Raw genomic sequence first — 15,849 nt, 5'->3', positions numbered from 1 at the left:
ACATTCTGGCACCGCGAAGGAGCGCCTCCATGCACGAAGAGACCTCGCTGACCGTCGGCCGCGCGAACCGCGTCCTGACGGAGCGCATCCGCCCGGCGATCCACTCCGCGCGGGTGCCGCTCGAGATCTCCGCCCATGCCCTCCCCGGCGAGCCGATCGCGCCGGCCGACGGCCTCGGGCTGGACTACGAGCCGTTCGCGGCGGGACAGCAGTGGGGACCCGCGTGGGGCACCACCTGGTTCCGCGTCCGCGGCGAGGTCCCCGCCGAATGGGCCGGTCGGCGGGTCGAGGCCGTGATCGACCTCGGCTTCGACGTGAACATGACCGGCTTCCAGTGCGAGGCGCTCGTGTACCGCCGAGGCGCGGACGGCGAGCCGGTGCCGGTCAAGAGCCTCAACCCCCGCAACCAGTGGGTGCCCGTGGTCCCCGCCGCGGAGGGCGGCGAGTCGGTCGAGCTGTTCCTGGAGGGGGCGTCGAACCCCGTGCTCCTCGACTACCACCCCTTCCTCCCCACCCAGGAGGGCGACATCCGCACCTCCTCGCCCGAGCCGCTGTACCGGATCCGCCACATGGATCTCGCCATCTTCGAGTCCGAGGTGTTCGAGCTCGCGCTCGACGTGGAGGTCCTGCTGGAGCTGCAGGCGGAGCTTCCGGAGACCTCGCCGCGGCGCATGCGGATCCTCCAGGCCCTCGACGACGCCCTGGACGTCCTCGACCTGCAGCGGATCACCGACACCGCCGCGGACGCCCGCGCGCGGTTGGCCCCGGCGCTGGAGTCGCCGGCCGACGCCAGCGCGCACCGGATCGCCGCCGTCGGGCACGCGCACATCGACTCGGCGTGGCTGTGGCCCGTTCGCGAGACCATCCGCAAGGTCGCCCGCACCACCTCCTCCATGACGACGCTCCTGGAGGAGGAGCCGGAGTTCCGCTACGGGATGTCCAGCGCGCAGCAGTACGCCTGGGTCAAGGAGCACCGGCCCGAGGTCTTCGCCCGAATCAAGGACGCCGTGGCCGAGGGACGCTTCCTGCCGCTGGGCGGCATGTGGGTGGAGTCGGACACCGTGATGCCCACGGGCGAGTCGCTCGTGCGCCAGTTCTCCCACGGGCAGCGCTTCTTCGAGCGCGAGTTCGGAATCCGCTCGCGCGGCGTCTGGCTCCCGGACAGCTTCGGCTACTCCCCGCCCTCCCGCAGCTCATGCGCCGGGCCGGCTTCGAGTGGTTCTTCACGCAGAAGATCTCCTGGAACCAGCGCAACGTCTTCCCGCACCACACGTTCGACTGGGAGGGAATCGACGGGTCCCGCATCTTCACGCACTTCCCGCCGATGGACACCTACAACTCGCAGCTGAGCGGGATGGAGGTCGCCAAGGCGTCGCGCCAGTTCAAGGAGAACCGCGTCGCGACCATGTCGATCGCCCCGGTCGGCTGGGGCGACGGCGGCGGGGGCACGACCCGCGAGATGACCGGCAAGGCCGCGCGCATGGCGTCCCTGGAGGGCGCCGCGCGGGTGGAGTGGAAGCACCCGGACGACTTCTTCGACGACGCCAAGGCCGAGCTGCCGGATCCCGCCGTCTGGGTCGGGGAGCTGTACCTGGAGCTGCATCGCGGCACCCTCACCAGCCAGCACGCGACGAAGGCCCTGCACCGCTGGGCGGAGCAGGCGCTGATCGAGGCGGAGCTGTGGGCGGCGACCGCCGCCGTGCGCCGCGGGACGCCCTATCCCCACGACGAGCTGGACCGGCTGTGGCAGCTGGTCCTGCTGCACGAGTTCCACGACATCCTCCCCGGCACCTCCATCGCCTGGGTGCACCGCGAGGCCGTCGAGGTGCTCGGCGGCGTGCTGGACGATGCCCGCGGGATCTCCGACGCCGCACGGCGTGCTCTCGCTGGCGAGGGCGATCGGCGCATTCGCTTCACGCCGACCTCGGTCGGTCTCGGCGCCGGAGCCGTGGCGCTCGGCGCCGCCGCCGTCGATGCGTCGGATGCGGCGGCCACGCTGACCGAGGAGGACGGCGGCTTCCGCCTGGAGAACGAGCTGGTGTCGATCCTCGTGTCCGCCGAGGGGCTCATCACCTCCGCGGTGGACCGCGCGAGCGGGCGCGACGCGATCCCCGCGGGCCGGCCAGCGAACCTGTTCCAGCTCCACCAGGACTTCCCGAACATGTGGGACGCGTGGGACATCGACCGGTACTACCGCAACCGCGTCGAGGACCTCACCGGGGTGTCCTCGATCTCTGCCTCGGTGGAGGGCGGCGCCGCCGTGGTGGTCGTGGAGCGGGCGTTCTCGGAGTCGCGGCTGACCCAGACGATCGTGCTGCAGCCGGGATCGCGGACCGTCCTGCTGCGCAACGACATCGATTGGCACGAGACCGAGAAGCTCCTGAAGCTCGCGTTCCCGCTGGACGTGTTCGCGCGCGAGACGCTGGCGGAGACGCAGTTCGGGTTCCAGCGCCGGGCCACGCATGTGAACACGAGCTGGGAGGCGGCGAAGTTCGAGACGTCCATGCACCGCTTCGTGCTGGCGCAGGAGGAGGACTTCGGCGTCGCGCTCGTGAACGACTCGATCTACGGCTACGACACGAGCCGCGAGGTCGAGGGCGACGACGTCACCACGACGGTCCGCCTGTCGCTGCTGCGCGCCCCGCGTTTCCCCGATCCCGAGACCGACCACGGGTCCCACGAGATCGAGGTCGGCCTGGTCGTCGGCGCCGACGCGGCGATCGCCACCGCCGAGGGCATCCGGATGAACGCGCTGCCCACCGAGGTGCGCGGAGCGGACGAGGTCGAGCCCCTCGTCCGGGTGACCGGCCCGGGGATCGTCGTCTCGAGCGTCAAGCTCGCGGACGACCGCTCCGGGGACGTGATCGTCCGCGTGTACGAGTCGCTCGGACGACGCACGACCGGCGAGGTCGAGGTCGGCTTCCCCCACGACGGGATCCGCGAGGTGACCCTGATCGAGGACGAGCTCGACGAGCCCCGCACCGGCGGCGCGCTGAACCTTCGCCCGTTCGAGGTCAGGACGCTCCGCATCTCCCGCTCCTGACGGCTCACCGTCCCTGGTTCCCGTCGCACTTCCGTCGAAACCCCTCCTGGCCGCCGAGACCCCCTCGGAATCGCGCGTTTCAGGAGGGGTTTCGGCACGCAGAGGGGGTTTCGGCGCGAGGTGGCGCGTTACTCCGCCGCGATCTCGATGACGGAATGTTCGCGAGCCGCGTTTGCCAGTCGCCCGTCGAGTGTCAGCAGCGGACATCGGAACGTCTCCGCGAGCGCGATGTAGCTCGCGTCATAGGCGGAGAAGTTCTGCCGGAGGGCGAGGACACGCGGAACAAGCGGGAGGGAAGGGTGCAGTCCGATCGGCAGACGAGCAAAATCGGCGGCGGCGATGCCCACTGCATGATCGGTGAGGTGGCCGCCCAGATTCAGGCCGCGCAATGCCGATGCGACCTCAAGAGGCAGCAGATCGGGTGCGATCAGGCGTTCCCCGAGCAGGCGAGCGTGCAACGCGGGAGTGGAGCCCAGTTCAGTGATCAACTCGACGACGACCGACGAATCGATGACGATCATCGACCGTGTCTGCCATCGTGAATCGCCTTGATGATCGCCTCGCGCGGAACGTGCTGCGGCGGGCGCTGAGAGAACTCTGCGAGCAGTTCGGCCATTGTCGGCGTCGCCGCCATCTCGGTCAGCTCCGCCGTCAAGTACTGCTGCAGCGATTGTCCACGCGCCTCGGCCCGTGCCAACAGCACGGAGTGCACCGCCGAGTCGAGGTTCCTGATCAGTACGTTCGGCATGCTTACAGTATGCATGCATGCCCTCCCTTCGGGATAGGCCGGAGGACCGCGGGCGCCGTCCGCAGGCGATCATGACCGTCTCCTTCTCAGGCAAAGTACGCGTCCCGCCCTCACGATGATGGCGATGTCACGGAGACCGTGGACAAGCCCCGCCGTTGCGTCGTTGTGCAGGAGAAATTGCCGCCCCGGACCCGTCCCGGCTCTCCGGTTCCCGTCGCACTTCCGTCGAAACCCCTCCTGGCCGCCGAGACCCCCTCGGAATCGCGCGTTTCAGGAGGGGTTTCGGCGCGCAGAGGGGGTTTCGGCGCGGGGTGGGATGCGTCCGACGTGTCAGGCGTCGAGAACACGCGGGCGCGACGCGGGAGCGGCACGCAGCCCGAGCACGATCGCGATCCCCCCGAGCAGCGCCGTCAAAACCGGCGGGAGGAAGACGAGGGCGAACCCGAGCAGCCCGGAGTCCGTCACCGGAGACAGGAATCCGGCGGCGAGAACGACGACCCAGACGACCAGACCACCGGCCGGTGCCCAACTCCAGAAGCGTGGCCACGCCCGGATGATGCCGATCAACAGGACCACGACGACCGTCAGCACGGCCAGCACCACCTGATACGGGAAGACGATGCTCTTCCACGAGGATTCCTCGGCGTGCGGGTTGGCGGGATCGTCGAGAACGAACCCGGAGACGAAGCGAGCCGCCCAGGGGCTCGCGAGCACGACCTGAAGGATCACCAGGAGGGTTGCGACCGGCCGGCGCGCCGTGAGGCTTCCCGCCCGACCCAGGCCGATGACCAGGACCAGGACTCCGAGCGCCCACAGCGCGTCCTTCGCGAGGTGGATCCCGGCGAGAGGACCGCGCGCGACCAGGGCCACGACCGCGGACAGGACGAGAAGCAGGCCGCCGGCCACCCAGGTGCGGCGCCGGGAACGGGCGTCCGGATCCTCGTTCGTCACCGTCCCTCGTCCGTCGTCGTCGCCCACGACATCACCCGCCGTAGCGGGCGGCGATCTCCTCGGTGAGGGCGGGCCAGATCCGCTTGTGGTCCTCTCCGAACGGCACGCCGGACAGGAACGCGGCGGCCAGGTCCCGGGACCGGTCGACGAAGAGGAAGCTCCCCTGCGCGCCGAAGTGGCCGGCGGTCTCCGGCGGGAAGGAGTCGGCCAGCCAGTGCGGGGACTTCACACCCTTGCGCTCGAACCCGAGACCCCACTGGTTGTCCGGATACGAGCCGTATCCGGGCACGAGCCCGGGCAGCCCCTCGCGCGACACCCGCAGCGCCAAGTCGCGGAGCTCGGCCGGGATGAGCGTGGGGCGCAGCACCTCGCGGCCGAAGACGAGCAGATCCGTGATGGAGGAACGCGCCCCGGCGGAGGGGCGACCGGTCACGTCCGTCTCCGTCATCCCGAGCGGCGCGACCACCTCGCGGGCCATCCACTCGGCGAAGGGCATGCCCGCGGCCTCGGCGACGACGTCCGCCAGGAGGTCGAATCCCACGTTGGAGTAGATGCGGCGCTCCCCCGGTGCGCGCTGCGGATCGTCTCCCTCGAACGGCAGGCCGCTGGTGTGATCGAGCAGATGGAGCACCGTCGATCCCTCGGGCCCGGCCGGGTCGTCGAAGTCCAGGAGACCGTGGTCGATCGCCACGAGCGCTCCCCAGGCCGTGAGCGGCTTGGTCACCGAGGCCAGCGGAAGCACCTGGTGCGGGTCGCCCTGGATCGCGAGGGTTCGGTCGGCGTCCGTGACACCGATCAGGGCCGGGTGCGGGAAGCCGTCGGTCGCGGCGAAGGTCGTCGTCTCCACGCAGCCATCGTCCCATGCGGCGGCGCGGCGGTCATCGCGGAGCCCCGGTCCAGACGTCTGAACCGGGGCTCCGCGGAAGGGATCAGGCGCCGCGCAGGCGCTCCGCGAGGTACGCGTCGAGCTGGTCCAGCGCCACGCGCTCCTGCGCCATCGTGTCGCGGTCGCGCACGGTGACCGCGCGGTCCTCCAGCGAGTCGAAGTCGATGGTGACGCAGTACGGCGTCCCGATCTCGTCCTGGCGACGGTAGCGACGGCCGATCGCCCCGGCGTCGTCGAAGTCGATCACCCAGTGCCCCCGCAGGTCGTCGGCGACCTCGCGCGCCAGCGGCGAGAGCTTCTCGTTGCGCGACAGCGGAAGAACGGCGACCTTGATGGGCGCCAGCCGCGGGTCGAGCTTCAGCACCGTCCGCACGTCCGTCCCGCCCTTCGCGTTCGGAACCTCCTCCTCGCGGTAGGCGTCCACGAGGAACGCCATCATCGCGCGGGTGAGGCCGAAGGACGGCTCGATCACGTACGGGGTGTACCGCTCGCCGGAGGCCTGGTCGAAGTACGTCAGGCTCTGGCCGGACACCTCGGAGTGACGGTTGAGGTCGTAGTCGGTCCGGTTGGCGACGCCCATGAGCTCGCCCCACTCCTTGCCCGGGAACCCGAAGCGGTACTCGACGTCGATCGTGCCGGCCGAGTAGTGCGCCCTGTCCTCCTCCGGGACGTCATAGCGGCGCATGTTGTCGGGATCCACGCCGAGGTCGACGAACCAGTCCCAGCACTTCTCCACCCAGTGCTCGAACCACTCCTGCGCCTCGGCCGGAGGGGTGAAGTACTCGATCTCCATCTGCTCGAACTCGCGCGTGCGGAAGATGAAGTTGCCGGGGGTGATCTCGTTGCGGAACGCCTTGCCGACCTGCCCGATGCCGAACGGCGGCTTCTTGCGGCTGGCGGTCAGCACGTTGGCGAAGTTCACGAAGATGCCCTGCGCGGTCTCCGGGCGCAGGTAGTACATGCCGGACTCGTCGTCCACGACGCCGAGGTAGGTCTTGACGAGGCCGGAGAACGCCTTGGGCTCGGTGTACTGCCCCTTGGTCCCGCAGTTCGGGCACGGCACCTCGGCCAGTCCGCCCTCGGCGGTGCGGCCCTTACGGGCCTCGAAGTCCTCGACGAGGTTGTCCGCGCGGAAGCGCTTGTGGCAGTGGAGGCACTCCACGAGCGGGTCGGTGAACGTCTCGACGTGTCCGGAGGCCTCCCACACGCGCTTCGGGAGGATGATGCTGGAGTCCAGGCCCACCATGTCGCCGCGGCCGCGGACGAACGTCTGCCACCACTGGCGCCGGATGTTCTCCTTCAGCTCCGTGCCGAGGGGGCCGTAGTCCCACGCGCTCCGGGATCCTCCGTAGATCTCCCCCGCTTGGAAGACGAACCCACGGTGGCGGGCGAGGCTGATGACCTTGTCGAGGCGGGACTGTTCGGCCATGGCGGCTCCAATGGTCGTGAGCGGAGGATCGTCCGGCGATGCCGGTGATGCCAATCCTATCCGCGGGGCGCCTCCCCCTCCGGCGCTTCCCCGGCCGCCTGCGCCGCGCGGGCGGCGGCTGCGGCGCGCTGCAGCCAGGCGGGCGTCGTTCCCGGGCGAGCCAGCGGGATGAGCAGCCCCGCGGAGCTGTCGGCGACGAGCTGCTCCGCTCGGCGCACGCGGGTCGCGGGCTGCTTCGCGGTCGCGATCCAGTGACGCACGACCTTGCGGTACCCGGGGGTGGACGCGGCGAGGAAGGCGACCGTCGCCGGGGACGCGTCGATGATCCGCTGCACCTCCGGCTCCAGCTCGGCCTCGGCGTTCTCGTGCGAGTACGTGCCGGTGCGATCCGCCCGTCGCGCCTCGAACGCGGCGAGGCCCGCCGGCGTCATCCGGCCCTCGGCGCGCAGCCGCTCGACGTGGGCGACGTTGACCTCGGACCACGTGCTCCCCGGGCGCCGCGGCGACCACCGCTGCCGGCGGCGGTCGTCGTCCACACGCTGGGAGACCGAGTCGATCCACCCGAAGCACAGCGCCTCGAGGACGGCGTCGGCCCAGGAGAGGCCGCGTTCCGCCTCGGGGACGTGGGCCTTGCGCAGCTCCATCCACAGCTCGCCGGCCGTGTCGTGGTTCTGCTCCAGCCACGCCCGGAACTCGGCGGCATCGGCGAAGAAGACCGCCGGCCGGTCGGCGCTGCCGCCCGGCCGCCCCGCAGGCACCGGGCGGGCGTCGCTGTCGTTCATCCCGCCAGGATGCCACGAGCCCCCGACATCGCGGTGTCCGATGCCGGTGGCAGGATCGCGGCATGGAACAACGAGTGAGCTTCCTGACCCTGGCTGTCGCCGATGTCGCCCGCAGTCGCGCCTTCTACGTCGAGGGTCTGGAGTGGCGGCCGATCTTCGAGGCGGACGACGTCCTCATGCTCCCGGTCGCGGACCGCGTGATCCTCTCGCTGTGGTCGGTCGCGGGGTTCGCGGAGGAGATCGGGGAGGCCCCGGCTCCCGGGCTGGCTCCGGTCACCCTGGCGCACAACGTCGCGAGCGAGGCCGAGGCGGACGCCGTGCTCGCCGAGGCGGCGGCGCTCGGCGCTGACGTCCGTCCCGCCGTGCGTCGTGAGTGGGGCGGGTACTCCGGATACTTCGCCGACCCCGACGGCTTCCGTTGGGAGGTCGCGGTCAACCCCGGGGAGACCGGCGCGTTCGTGCTTCCCCGTCCGTGACGCGGCGGGGCAGGGCGAGGTCGCCCGCTGTCACTGCGCGAACAGGTAGCCCCGCTCGACGTCGAAGCCCACGATCCGCAGACCACGGCCGAGGGTCTCCTCCATCCGGGTGCGCAAACGCATCCGCCACTCGTGCGCGGCCTCCGGATCGGACGTGCGCATCGCCTCGATGTCCGCCGGGATCTCCACGGTCTCGACGACGGTGTCCTCGGCCGGGGGCTTGGCGATGTCGGCGAGCGCCCATTCCACGTCCAGGCGGTCGCTCTCGTCCCCCGCGTCCCCGCCGCCGAAGATCCCGTAACGGTTGACCGAGTAGCCGGTCACGCGCGCCCCCAGCACGGTGAGGAAGAAGTGCGCGTTGCGGGCGACGAGCGGATCGAAGGTCCACGTGATCCGCCCGACCTCGCGGGAGAAGGCCCACTGGCGCTGGTGCTCCTTGAGCTCGCGACCCCAGCCGCGTCCCCGATACTCCGGCAGCAGGGCGGTGATGTGCGAGTGCATCGTGCGCCGCCCGGGCTCCCCGAAGAACGCGATCGACGCGCCAACCATGCGCTCCTCGCCGCCGTCGCTGTCGAACAGCCCCACGACGTAGTTGCCCGACTGCTGCAGCGCCCGCAGGGTGCCGGCGTCGATGACGCGCTCGGGTCCGCGGATCGAGTCCAGCAGGCCCTGCGCATCCAGGATCAGTTCGACGGTGTCAAGATCACGCACGGTTCGCACGCCCCCAGTCTGCCCCTCCCCGCCCCCAGGACGAAACGCGCGCCCTGCGCGTCGGAGTCGCGGTCGGTCACCCCCTCCTTCGATACCGGGGCGGTGCCGCGGATCACCGGCGAGGGCACCTCGTCATTCGTGCCGACGCCGACCGTGCATCTGCACCGCGATGCCCGCCCGTCGGGCTCCCTCCGCGAACCTGTCGTCATAGGTCCAGACCTCATGGGCGCCGAGCGCGATGGCGGTGGCGAGGTGAATCGCATCACGTGTTCGCACCACCGGCGGTTCGAGGGTTCGCGCGAAGGCGAGCACCACATCCGTGATCGGCGCAACGCCGACTCCGCTCAGCGCGTCCGGCACCGCGTGGTCTGCGGCGTCCCCGTCGAATCGAGATCGCAATGCGCGCGAGACCTCGACCTCCGCCAGTCGGGAGGTCATGAGCGTCGCGGCGTCATCGACGGCGAGGCGAAGCGCATCCGCCAGGGAGTCGGATTCGTCCTCGGCGACGACGCGCTTTATCAGCGCGCTCGTGTCGATGTAGAGGATCCTCACGCACGCTCCTCGCGCAGATCGTCGAGGACGCTCTGGATCGTGACCCCGTCCGGCAATGACAGGGACGCCCGCACATCGCGAAAGGGCACCGCCGGCGGATGCGCCCAGTCCGGATAGAAGGGCCGACGCGTGCCCCCACCGAACCCGAGATGCTCCGCGACCGCCCGGCGGACGATCTCCTGCTGACTGATGCCGGTCCGAGCCGATTCGGTCTTGAGGGCCGCTGCGGCTTCGGCACCCAACCTCAGGTTCATAGCCATACGTGATGGTACCACTCAGGGCATCGAGTGGTACCACTTCGCGGCCCGGCTCGCCCGATCCCGGATCCGCGCGCAACATATTCTGGAATGATGAGCACCCCGCAGAAGACCCGTGAATCCGGCGATCGCGACACCCGGTTCTTCGGACAGCCGTGGGCGCTCGCGCACGTGTTCGGCGTGGAGATGTGGGAGCGCTTCAGCTTCTACGGCATGCAGGGCATCCTGCTGATCTACCTGTACTACTCGGTCACCGACGGCGGTCTCGGCATCCCGCAGGGCATCGCCGGCGGGATCGTCGGTGCCTACGGCGGATCCGTGTACCTGTCCACGATCCTCGGCGCGTGGGTCGCGGACCGCCTTCTCGGATCCGAGCGGACGCTGTTCCTCAGTGCGATCGTCATCATGGCCGGACACCTCGCCCTGGCCTTCCTCCCCGGCGTGGTCGGCGTCGGCGTCGGCCTCGTGCTGGTCGCCATCGGCTCCGGCGGGCTCAAGGCGAACGCGACCGCCGTCGTGGGCACGCTGTACTCGGAGAAGGACACCCGCCGCGACGCCGGCTTCTCCCTCTTCTACCTCGGGATCAACCTGGGCGGATTCCTCGGCCCCATCCTCACCGGCCTCATGCAGTCCACGCTCGGCTTCCACTTCGGCTTCGGCATCGCGGCCGTGGGCATGGCCGCAGGTCTCCTCCAGTACTCGTTCGGCCGGCGCGCGCTCCCCGAGGCCGCGCGCCGGGTCGCCAACCCGCTTCCCGCCCGTCGCTACCCGCTCGTCGGGATCATCGCGGCGGCCGCGGTCCTCCTCGTGGTCGCCCTCGTGCTCGCGGGGGTCATCCGCGCCGACAACCTGTCCACCATCGTGATCATCGGCACGCTCGCGGCGACGGTGGCCTACTTCGCCGTGATCCTCGGGAGCCGTCGCATCGACGCGACCGAACGCTCGCGGGTCTGGGCGTTCCTGCCGCTGTTCATCACCAGCGTGGCGTTCTGGTCGCTGTACCAGCAGCAGTTCACGGTCCTCACCGTCTACTCCGACGCCCGCCTGAACCGTGACCTGTTCGGCTGGGAGATGCCGGTGTCGTGGGTGCAGTCGATCAACCCGGTCTTCATCATCGTGCTCTCCGGCGTCTTCGCGGCCCTGTGGACGAAGCTCGGCGCCCGCCAGCCGACGACCCCGGTCAAGTTCGCCCTCGGAGCGATCATCATGGGCGCGGCGTTCCTGCTGTTCCTGCCGTTCGCGGGCGGCGCGGACAACTCCACGCCGCTGCTCGCGATCGTGGGCATCCTGCTCGTCTTCACGATCGCCGAACTGCTCCTGTCGCCCATCGGCCTGTCCGCCGCCACGAAGCTCGCCCCGGCCGCCTTCCACACGCAGATGGTCGCGCTGTTCTTCCTGTCCGTGGCGCTCGGCACCGCGATCTCGGGCTGGCTCGTGCAGTTCTACGACCCGACGAACGAGGTGCCGTACTTCTCGATCCTCGGCGGCATCGCGATCGTCGTGGGCCTCGGGCTGTGGATCAGCGCCAAGCCGGTGCTCGCCCTGATGAAGGGCGTGCGCTGAGTCCGGTCAGAACGCGTACTCCATGAGCTCCACGCCCAGGATCCGGAAGGCGTCGTGGGCGCGGAGGCGGTGCATGATCGACAGGTCGTCGAAGCACACGATCAGCGCGTAGGCGACTCCCGCGCGCGGCCCTGCGAGCACCCCGGCCTCGACGCGGACCCCGTCCTCCCGACCGGTCTTGTTGACGAACAGGATCCCGTGCGAGTCGTTCTCGTGCGCGAACGGGTCCAGACCGGTCGCGGCGGCCACGAGGCTCAGATCGTGGTTCAGGCTCAGCCACTCGGACACCTGCGCGCTGACCGCCGCATCGACGACCCGCGAGTTCACCAGGTCGGCGAACAGGCGCGCCAGCTCCCCCGCGGTGCCGACGGCGAGGTGCGGAGCGTCATCGGGCCCCCGCCGGTCTCGCGTGCGGTCGAGCAGCGCCAGGCGCTCCAGTCCAAGCTCCTCGATCCGCGCCCGGACCCGGTCCAGGCCCACGTGGTCGAGCAGGGCGTTGACGGCGATCGGATCCCCCACCGCCGCCGCGAGAGTCGCGAGATCCGTGAGCGGGAGCGCCGGTGCCCGCAGATGCTGCCACACCCCGCCGATCGCGACCTGCTCGAGCTCCGCCCGCTCCACGACTTCCAGCGGGTCGATGCGGCCGGTCTCGAAGGCGGCCGCGGTCTCCACGAGCAGCGGCACGACCCCGAGGCCCCCGATCGGCAGCGTCACGTGGTCGTCGCCGGCGAGCACGCGTTCGCCGTGGTCCAGGTCGACGACGTGCACGGCGACCTGCGCCCCGGACTCGACCAGCCCTTCCAGGGCACGAAGGGTCGCGTCGAAGGAGCGGCGGCCGATCGCGGCGCGACGCGGAAGTCGTCGGGACGACCGCTGCGATCGGCGCAGGGCCGTGGACGGCGAAGGCTTGGGGGAGGTGCCCACGCGGATTCCTTCCGAGAAGGAGAGGGGGAGGTCGGCGCACGAGGACATCGGTCGCACGGCTGCCCGCACGTCCCACGTCCCCCCGCGCCAGGGCTATCGTAACCCGCGCATGCGGCCGCCGACAGGGTTCGTCGGCGACCGCATCGGCGTCACCAGATGGTGACGCGCTGTGCCGGATCGAGCCACAGCCGGTCGCCTTCCGCGACGCCGAACGCCTCGTAGAAGGCGTCGATGTTGCGAACGATCTGGTTGCAGCGGAACTCGTTCGGCGAGTGGGGATCGACGGTGAGCAGGCGAATGGTCTCCGCCTCGCGGCTCTTCTGCTGCCAGGTCTGCGCCCACGACAGGAACAGGCGCTGGACGCCCGTGAGACCGTCGATCTCCGGCGCGGCCTCGCCCCGGAGGGAGAGCTCGTAGGCCTTCAGCGCGATGCCGAGACCGCCGAGGTCCCCGATGTTCTCGCCGATCGTCAGGGCGCCGTTGACGTGGTGGTCGCCGCTCAACCCCTCCGGCACGAGGGCGTCGTACTGGGCGATGAGCGACCCGGTGCGCTCCTCGAACGCGGCGCGGTCGGCGTCCGTCCACCAGTCCTGGAGCCGGCCGTCGCCGTCGTAACGGCTGCCCTGGTCGTCGAATCCGTGCCCGATCTCGTGCCCGATGACCGCGCCGATGCCGCCGTAGTTGGCGGCGCTGTCGCGGGCGGCGTCGAAGAACGGGTACTGCAGGATCGCCGCGGGGAACACGATCTCGTTCATCAGCGGGTTGTAGTACGCGTTGACCATCTGCGGCGGCATGAACCACTCGTCGCGGTCGATGGGCTTGCCGACCTTGCCCACGGTGCGGTCGTGCTCGAACGCGGCGGCGCGTCCGGCGTTGCCCACGAGGTCGTCCGCCGAGATCTCGACGGCGGTGTAGTCGCGCCAGGTCTGGGGGTGGCCGATCTTCGGGGTGAAGGTCGCGAGCTTGGCGAGCGCCCGCTCGCGGGTCTCCGGGCTCATCCACTCCAGCTCGGAGATGCTCTGCCGATAGGCCTCGATGAGGTTCGCGATGAGCTCGTCCATCGCCTCCTTGGCGGCCGGGGGGAAGTGGCGCTCCACGTACACCTTGCCGACCGCGTCGCCGAGCGAGCCCTCCACGAGGGAGACGCCCCGCTTCCAGCGCTCGCGGATGGTGGGGACGCCGGTGAGCTCGGTGCCGTAGAAGGAGAAGTTCTCGGCGACGATCTCGTCCGTGAGGAACCCGGCCAGGCCGTGCACGACCTTCGCGCGCAGCCACGCCTTCCAGTCGTCCAGACGCCCCGGGACCAGCAGCGAGCCCAGGCCTTCGAAGAAGCTCGGCTGGTAGACGACGACCTCGTCGAACGCCCCGGGGTTGGCGGGCGCGACCGTCTCCCGCCACGGGGCGAGGTCGACGCCGACGAGCTCCTGGAACTCGGCCCAGGTGCGGAGGTTGTACGTCTTCACGGCGTCGCGGCTCGCCACGTTGTCCCAGTGGTGGGCCGCGATCTCGTGCTCCAGCGCGAAGGAGCGCTCCGCGTCCCCGGCCGGATCGGCGATCCCGGCGAGCCCGAGCAGGCGCTCGACGTGCGCCCGGTACGCGGCACGCGTGTCCGCGAAGGTGTCGAGACGGTAGTAGCTCTCGTCGGGGAGGGACAGCCCCGCCTGAACGACGAACGGCACGTAGCGCTCCGGGTTCCCGGGATCGGGCTCGACGTAGAGGCCGATCAGCGCGGCGACGCCGCGGCGGTCGAACTCGCCGGCGGCCGCGAGGAGCTCGGGGATCGAGGAGATCGCGTCGACGGTCGCGAGCGGCTCGCGCAGCGGCTCGATGCCGGCGGCCGCGATCCGCTCCGTGTCCATGAAGCTCGCGAACAGGTCGCCGATCTTGCGCGCCTCGGTTCCCGGCTCCGCGTCCTGCGCCTCCTCGATGATCGCCCGGACGTCCTTCTCGGCCTGCTCCGCGAGCAGGTGGAACGAGCCCCAGCGCGCCTTGTCGGCGGGGATCTCGGTGTTCTCGAGGAACGTGTGGTTCACGTGACGGTAGAGGTCGTCCTGGGGGCGGATCGCGGGATCGAACTCGCCGGTGGCGAGGCCGGAGGGCAGCACGTCGGTCATGGATCCCACCCTATGCGCGGGCGGCGACACCGCGTCCTATCGTGTTCCCATGGCACGCACACCCGCCGCGTCGGCCGCCGCCGTCGGTCCCGCGTCCCCGGCCGCGTCGCCCGCGCGGATCGCCGGCCTGGACCTGGCCCGCTTCGTCGCCGTGGCCGGGATGATGGCAGCGCACGTGTGGACCGTGGCCCCGTCCGGGGAGGAGTCCCTCGCGGCCGCCGCGGTGTCGGGAAAGGCGGCGGGGCTGTTCGCGGTGCTCGCCGGCGCCGGGATCGCCCTGACCTCGCGGCGCGATCTCGCCGCCGGACGCGTCGGCGCCGCCCGACGCAACCTCTTCGGGCGCGGCCTCGCCCTCGTGATCATCGGCCTCACGCTGGGCCTGGCGCCGTCCGGCGTGCTCGTGATCCTGGTCTTCTACGGCGTCCTGTTCTGGGTGGCGATGCTCCTGGTGCGCTGGTCGGACCGTGCGCTCCTGATCGGCGCCGCGACCCTCGGCCTGATCGGGCCGGTCGCCACCGCCCTGCTGCGCGCGGCGCTCGCGCAGCTCTTCGGGCCCCCGGCGGGCGCGAGCACGCCGTCCTGGCCGAGCCTGCGGGATCCGCTCGCTCTCCTGCAGGACGTCCTGCTGACCGGCGCCTACCCGGTGCTGACCTGGATCGTCTACGCCATGGTCGGGATGCTGGTCGGCCGCGTCCTCCTCCGGGCGTCCGATGCAGGATCCCGGGCACGTGCGGCCCGGCGACTGGCGGTCGTGGGCGCCGTCGCCGCACTCGGCGGCTGGGGGCTCAGCGCCCTGCTCGCGGGACCGTTCGGCGCCCTGGCGGCGCTGGAGGCGGAGCCCGCCTGGCTCGGCAGGGATGTCAAGGTCGCGTTCTACGCGTCCGGGTACGGCACGCCGCCGCCCGGGAGCCTCTGGTGGCTCGCCTCTCCCGCGCCGCACACGGGGACGCCGTTCGACCTCGCGATCACCACGGGCGTCGCGCTGGTGGTGATCGCCCTGTGCCTGGCGGCCGGGGCTGCGCTGCACGGGATCGGCGCGCGGCTGGTGGAACCGGTGCGGCGGGCGGGCGCCGCTCCGCTCACGATCTACACGCTCCACGTCCTCGCGACCGCGGTGACCGGGCTCGTGCGGGAGTCCGACGACGGGGCCCCGTGGGGCGTCGCGTGGTACGTGTCCAGCTCGGGGATGTGGGCGCTGCACGTCGCCGGCGCGGTGCTGGTCGGCCTCGTCCTGCTGTTGCTCGACCGCCGCGGGCCGTTGGAGACGTTCGTCTCGTGGTCGGGGCGGCTGTTCTCCCGGACCCCGCGGGCCTGATCCCGCTCAGTCGCGGGCGCGCCGCGCGGAGAACCACCGCCGGCGCGGACGCGGCTCGTCCGGTTCGGCGGCCGGGGCTTCGTGTCGCGCCTCTCGCC

General features: G+C 71.0%; 14 protein-coding genes and 1 pseudogene. 4 read left to right on the top strand and 11 right to left on the bottom strand.

The window, feature by feature from the left end:
- Positions 1–29 precede the first annotated feature (29 nt).
- Positions 30–3,043, top strand: a pseudogene (locus MR1_RS06025) (alpha-mannosidase).
- A 128-nt stretch (positions 3,044–3,171) separates the two neighbouring features.
- Here the strand turns inward: MR1_RS06025 and MR1_RS06020 are convergent.
- The 6 genes from MR1_RS06020 to MR1_RS05995 form a co-directional block, all read right to left on the bottom strand.
- The gene (locus MR1_RS06020; protein WP_067243966.1) at positions 3,172–3,564 is read right to left on the bottom strand and encodes a type II toxin-antitoxin system VapC family toxin; all 393 of its coding nucleotides are present in this window, start codon (positions 3,562–3,564) and stop codon (positions 3,172–3,174) included.
- On the bottom strand, positions 3,561–3,791 hold the full coding sequence (locus MR1_RS06015; protein ID WP_157517915.1) for a FitA-like ribbon-helix-helix domain-containing protein: 231 nt from the start codon (positions 3,789–3,791) through the stop codon (positions 3,561–3,563). Before MR1_RS06015 ends, MR1_RS06020 begins: the two co-directional genes overlap by 4 nt.
- Before the next feature lie 330 nt (positions 3,792–4,121).
- A complete protein-coding gene (locus MR1_RS20380) occupies positions 4,122–4,769 on the bottom strand; it encodes a hypothetical protein (protein WP_067243962.1) in 648 nt (215 codons plus the stop codon).
- A 4-nt stretch (positions 4,770–4,773) separates the two neighbouring features.
- Positions 4,774–5,589, bottom strand: a complete 816-nt coding sequence (locus MR1_RS06005; protein ID WP_157517914.1) for a serine hydrolase domain-containing protein — start codon at positions 5,587–5,589, stop codon at positions 4,774–4,776.
- 82 nt (positions 5,590–5,671) lie between these two features.
- Positions 5,672–7,057 (bottom strand): glycine--tRNA ligase, encoded by a 1,386-nt coding sequence (locus MR1_RS06000; protein ID WP_067243960.1) that lies wholly within the window; start codon positions 7,055–7,057, stop codon positions 5,672–5,674.
- Positions 7,058–7,113: 56 nt separating this feature from the next.
- Positions 7,114–7,839, bottom strand: a complete 726-nt coding sequence (locus MR1_RS05995; RefSeq protein ID WP_067243958.1) for a YdeI/OmpD-associated family protein — start codon at positions 7,837–7,839, stop codon at positions 7,114–7,116.
- Positions 7,840–7,901: 62 nt separating this feature from the next.
- On the opposite strand from MR1_RS05995, the gene MR1_RS05990 reads away from it, so the two are divergent.
- On the top strand, positions 7,902–8,315 hold the full coding sequence (locus tag MR1_RS05990; RefSeq protein WP_067243955.1) for a VOC family protein: 414 nt from the start codon (positions 7,902–7,904) through the stop codon (positions 8,313–8,315).
- A 30-nt stretch (positions 8,316–8,345) separates the two neighbouring features.
- On the opposite strand, the gene MR1_RS05985 is transcribed toward MR1_RS05990, so the two are convergent.
- From MR1_RS05985 to MR1_RS20010, 3 genes are all read right to left on the bottom strand, one after another.
- Entirely contained in the window at positions 8,346–9,035 is a 690-nt protein-coding gene (locus tag MR1_RS05985; RefSeq protein WP_067243952.1) for a GNAT family N-acetyltransferase, read from the bottom strand.
- A gap of 123 nt (positions 9,036–9,158) precedes the next feature.
- Positions 9,159–9,578 (bottom strand): type II toxin-antitoxin system VapC family toxin, encoded by a 420-nt coding sequence (locus tag MR1_RS20015; protein ID WP_067243949.1) that lies wholly within the window; start codon positions 9,576–9,578, stop codon positions 9,159–9,161.
- Positions 9,575–9,838, bottom strand: coding sequence for a ribbon-helix-helix domain-containing protein (locus MR1_RS20010; protein ID WP_067243947.1), 264 nt, complete (start codon positions 9,836–9,838; stop codon positions 9,575–9,577). Before MR1_RS20010 ends, MR1_RS20015 begins: the two co-directional genes overlap by 4 nt.
- A 90-nt stretch (positions 9,839–9,928) precedes the next feature.
- Here MR1_RS20010 and MR1_RS05970 point away from each other — a divergent pair, with 90 nt between their 5' ends.
- Positions 9,929–11,398, top strand: a complete 1,470-nt coding sequence (locus MR1_RS05970; RefSeq protein ID WP_084344406.1) for a peptide MFS transporter — start codon at positions 9,929–9,931, stop codon at positions 11,396–11,398.
- A 6-nt stretch (positions 11,399–11,404) separates the two neighbouring features.
- On the opposite strand, the gene MR1_RS05965 is transcribed toward MR1_RS05970, so the two are convergent.
- Both MR1_RS05965 and MR1_RS05960 read right to left on the bottom strand, forming a co-directional pair.
- Positions 11,405–12,322 carry a serine hydrolase gene (locus tag MR1_RS05965; RefSeq protein ID WP_255218106.1) on the bottom strand — a complete coding sequence of 306 codons (918 nt, stop codon included), beginning with the start codon at positions 12,320–12,322 and terminating at the stop codon, positions 11,405–11,407.
- A 149-nt stretch (positions 12,323–12,471) separates the two neighbouring features.
- Entirely contained in the window at positions 12,472–14,436 is a 1,965-nt protein-coding gene (locus MR1_RS05960) for a M13 family metallopeptidase (RefSeq protein ID WP_067243941.1), read from the bottom strand.
- A 49-nt stretch (positions 14,437–14,485) separates the two neighbouring features.
- On the opposite strand from MR1_RS05960, the gene MR1_RS05955 reads away from it, so the two are divergent.
- A complete protein-coding gene (locus MR1_RS05955) occupies positions 14,486–15,751 on the top strand; it encodes a heparan-alpha-glucosaminide N-acetyltransferase domain-containing protein (protein ID WP_169797654.1) in 1,266 nt (421 codons plus the stop codon).
- Positions 15,752–15,849 lie beyond the last annotated feature (98 nt).

It is taken from the genome of Microbacterium resistens NBRC 103078, from assembly GCF_001552355.1.
In the GTDB taxonomy this organism is placed as follows: domain Bacteria; phylum Actinomycetota; class Actinomycetes; order Actinomycetales; family Microbacteriaceae; genus Microbacterium; species Microbacterium resistens.
Note: the sequence above shows the minus strand (reverse complement) of the source record. Positions and strands in the feature narration are given on the sequence as shown.